Raw genomic sequence first — 3,384 nt, forward strand, 5'->3', positions numbered from 1 at the left:
TCCCACACGAATTGCTTGATTCATTGAAGAAGACGATAAGAAGCAGCCCGAAATTGGGTCTGTAGCTCAGTTGGTTAGAGCGCACCCCTGATAAGGGTGAGGTCGGCAGTTCGAATCTGCCCAGACCCACCAATTTTTGTGTGGGAAACCTGTAGCAATACGGGGCCATAGCTCAGCTGGGAGAGCGCCTGCCTTGCACGCAGGAGGTCAACGGTTCGATCCCGTTTGGCTCCACCACTACTGCTTCTGTTTGTTGAAAGCTTAGAAATGAGCATTCCATGGTGATCATGGTGAATGTTGATTTCTAGTCTTTGGCTAGATCGTTCTTTAAAAATTTGGGTATGTGATAGAAAGATAGACTGAACGTTACTTTCACTGGTAACGGATCAGGCTAAGGTAAAATTTGTGAGTAATTGCGAATTTTCGGCGAATGTCGTCTTCACAGTATAACCAGATTGCTTGGGGTTATATGGTCAAGTGAAGAAGCGCATACGGTGGATGCCTTGGCAGTCAGAGGCGATGAAAGACGTGGTAGCCTGCGAAAAGCTTCGGGGAGTCGGCAAACAGACTTTGATCCGGAGATGTCTGAATGGGGGAACCCACCTAACATAAGTTAGGTATCTTAAGCTGAATACATAGGCTTAAGAAGCGAACCAGGGGAACTGAAACATCTAAGTACCCTGAGGAAAAGAAATCAACCGAGATTCCCTTAGTAGTGGCGAGCGAACGGGGACTAGCCCTTAAGTGGCTTTGAGATTAGCGGAACGCTCTGGAAAGTGCGGCCATAGTGGGTGATAGCCCTGTACGCGAAAATCTCTTAGTCATGAAATCGAGTAGGACGGAGCACGAGAAACTTTGTCTGAATATGGGGGGACCATCCTCCAAGGCTAAATACTACTGACTGACCGATAGTGAACTAGTACCGTGAGGGAAAGGCGAAAAGAACCCCGGAGAGGGGAGTGAAATAGATCCTGAAACCGTATGCGTACAAGCAGTGGGAGCCTACTTTGTTAGGTGACTGCGTACCTTTTGTATAATGGGTCAGCGACTTATTTTCAGTGGCGAGCTTAACCGAATAGGGGAGGCGTAGCGAAAGCGAGTCTTAATAGGGCGTCTAGTCGCTGGGAATAGACCCGAAACCGGGCGATCTATCCATGGGCAGGTTGAAGGTTGGGTAACACTAACTGGAGGACCGAACCGACTACCGTTGAAAAGTTAGCGGATGACCTGTGGATCGGAGTGAAAGGCTAATCAAGCTCGGAGATAGCTGGTTCTCCTCGAAAGCTATTTAGGTAGCGCCTCATGTATCACTGTAGGGGGTAGAGCACTGTTTCGGCTAGGGGGTCATCCCGACTTACCAAACCGATGCAAACTCCGAATACCTACAAGTGCCGAGCATGGGAGACACACGGCGGGTGCTAACGTCCGTCGTGAAAAGGGAAACAACCCAGACCGTCAGCTAAGGTCCCAAAGTTATGGTTAAGTGGGAAACGATGTGGGAAGGCTTAGACAGCTAGGAGGTTGGCTTAGAAGCAGCCACCCTTTAAAGAAAGCGTAATAGCTCACTAGTCGAGTCGGCCTGCGCGGAAGATGTAACGGGGCTCAAACCATACACCGAAGCTACGGGTATCATCTTCGGATGATGCGGTAGAGGAGCGTTCTGTAAGCCTGTGAAGGTGAGTTGAGAAGCTTGCTGGAGGTATCAGAAGTGCGAATGCTGACATGAGTAACGACAATGGGTGTGAAAAACACCCACGCCGAAAGACCAAGGTTTCCTGCGCAACGTTAATCGACGCAGGGTTAGTCGGTCCCTAAGGCGAGGCTGAAAAGCGTAGTCGATGGAAAACAGGTTAATATTCCTGTACTTCTGGTTATTGCGATGGAGGGACGGAGAAGGCTAGGCCAGCTTGGCGTTGGTTGTCCAAGTTTAAGGTGGTAGGCTGGAATCTTAGGTAAATCCGGGATTCTAAGGCCGAGAGCTGATGACGAGTTACCCTTTGGGTGACGAAGTGGTTGATGCCATGCTTCCAAGAAAAGCTTCTAAGCTTCAGGTAACCAGGAACCGTACCCCAAACCGACACAGGTGGTTGGGTAGAGAATACCAAGGCGCTTGAGAGAACTCGGGTGAAGGAACTAGGCAAAATGGCACCGTAACTTCGGGAGAAGGTGCGCCGGTGAGGGTGAAGCATTTACTGCGTAAGCCCATGCCGGTCGAAGATACCAGGCCGCTGCGACTGTTTATTAAAAACACAGCACTCTGCAAACACGAAAGTGGACGTATAGGGTGTGACGCCTGCCCGGTGCCGGAAGGTTAATTGATGGGGTTAGCTAACGCGAAGCTCTTGATCGAAGCCCCGGTAAACGGCGGCCGTAACTATAACGGTCCTAAGGTAGCGAAATTCCTTGTCGGGTAAGTTCCGACCTGCACGAATGGCGTAACGATGGCGGCGCTGTCTCCACCCGAGACTCAGTGAAATTGAAATCGCTGTGAAGATGCAGTGTATCCGCGGCTAGACGGAAAGACCCCGTGAACCTTTACTATAGCTTTGCACTGGACTTTGAATTTGCTTGTGTAGGATAGGTGGGAGGCTTTGAAGCGTGGACGCCAGTTCGCGTGGAGCCAACCTTGAAATACCACCCTGGCAACTTTGAGGTTCTAACTCAGGTCCGTTATCCGGATCGAGGACAGTGTATGGTGGGTAGTTTGACTGGGGCGGTCTCCTCCTAAAGAGTAACGGAGGAGTACGAAGGTGCGCTCAGACCGGTCGGAAATCGGTCGTAGAGTATAAAGGCAAAAGCGCGCTTGACTGCGAGACAGACACGTCGAGCAGGTACGAAAGTAGGTCTTAGTGATCCGGTGGTTCTGTATGGAAGGGCCATCGCTCAACGGATAAAAGGTACTCCGGGGATAACAGGCTGATACCGCCCAAGAGTTCATATCGACGGCGGTGTTTGGCACCTCGATGTCGGCTCATCACATCCTGGGGCTGAAGCCGGTCCCAAGGGTATGGCTGTTCGCCATTTAAAGTGGTACGCGAGCTGGGTTTAGAACGTCGTGAGACAGTTCGGTCCCTATCTGCCGTGGACGTTTGAGATTTGAGAGGGGCTGCTCCTAGTACGAGAGGACCGGAGTGGACGAACCTCTGGTGTTCCGGTTGTCACGCCAGTGGCATTGCCGGGTAGCTATGTTCGGAATAGATAACCGCTGAAAGCATCTAAGCGGGAAACTAGCCTCAAGATGAGATCTCACTGGGACCTTGAGTCCCCTGAAGGGCCGTCGAAGACTACGACGTTGATAGGTTGGGTGTGTAAGCGCTGTGAGGCGTTGAGCTAACCAATACTAATTGCCCGTGAGGCTTGACCATATAACACCCAAGCAATTTG

General features: G+C 51.0%; 2 tRNA genes and 1 rRNA gene. All 3 read left to right on the forward strand.

The annotated features are described in order from the left end of the window. Positions 1-55 precede the first annotated feature (55 nt). The 3 genes from EJA72_RS00550 (at position 56) to EJA72_RS00560 (ending at position 3,365) form a co-directional block, all read left to right on the forward strand. A tRNA-Ile gene (locus EJA72_RS00550) sits at positions 56-132 on the forward strand. Positions 133-161: 29 nt separating this feature from the next. Next, positions 162-237: transfer RNA gene (locus tag EJA72_RS00555), tRNA-Ala, on the forward strand. Between the two features lie 234 nt (positions 238-471). Further along, positions 472-3,365 (forward strand): 23S ribosomal RNA (locus EJA72_RS00560). Positions 3,366-3,384 lie beyond the last annotated feature (19 nt).

Source organism: Pseudomonas sp. PB120 (genome assembly GCF_009761815.1).
Classification (GTDB): domain Bacteria; phylum Pseudomonadota; class Gammaproteobacteria; order Pseudomonadales; family Pseudomonadaceae; genus Aquipseudomonas.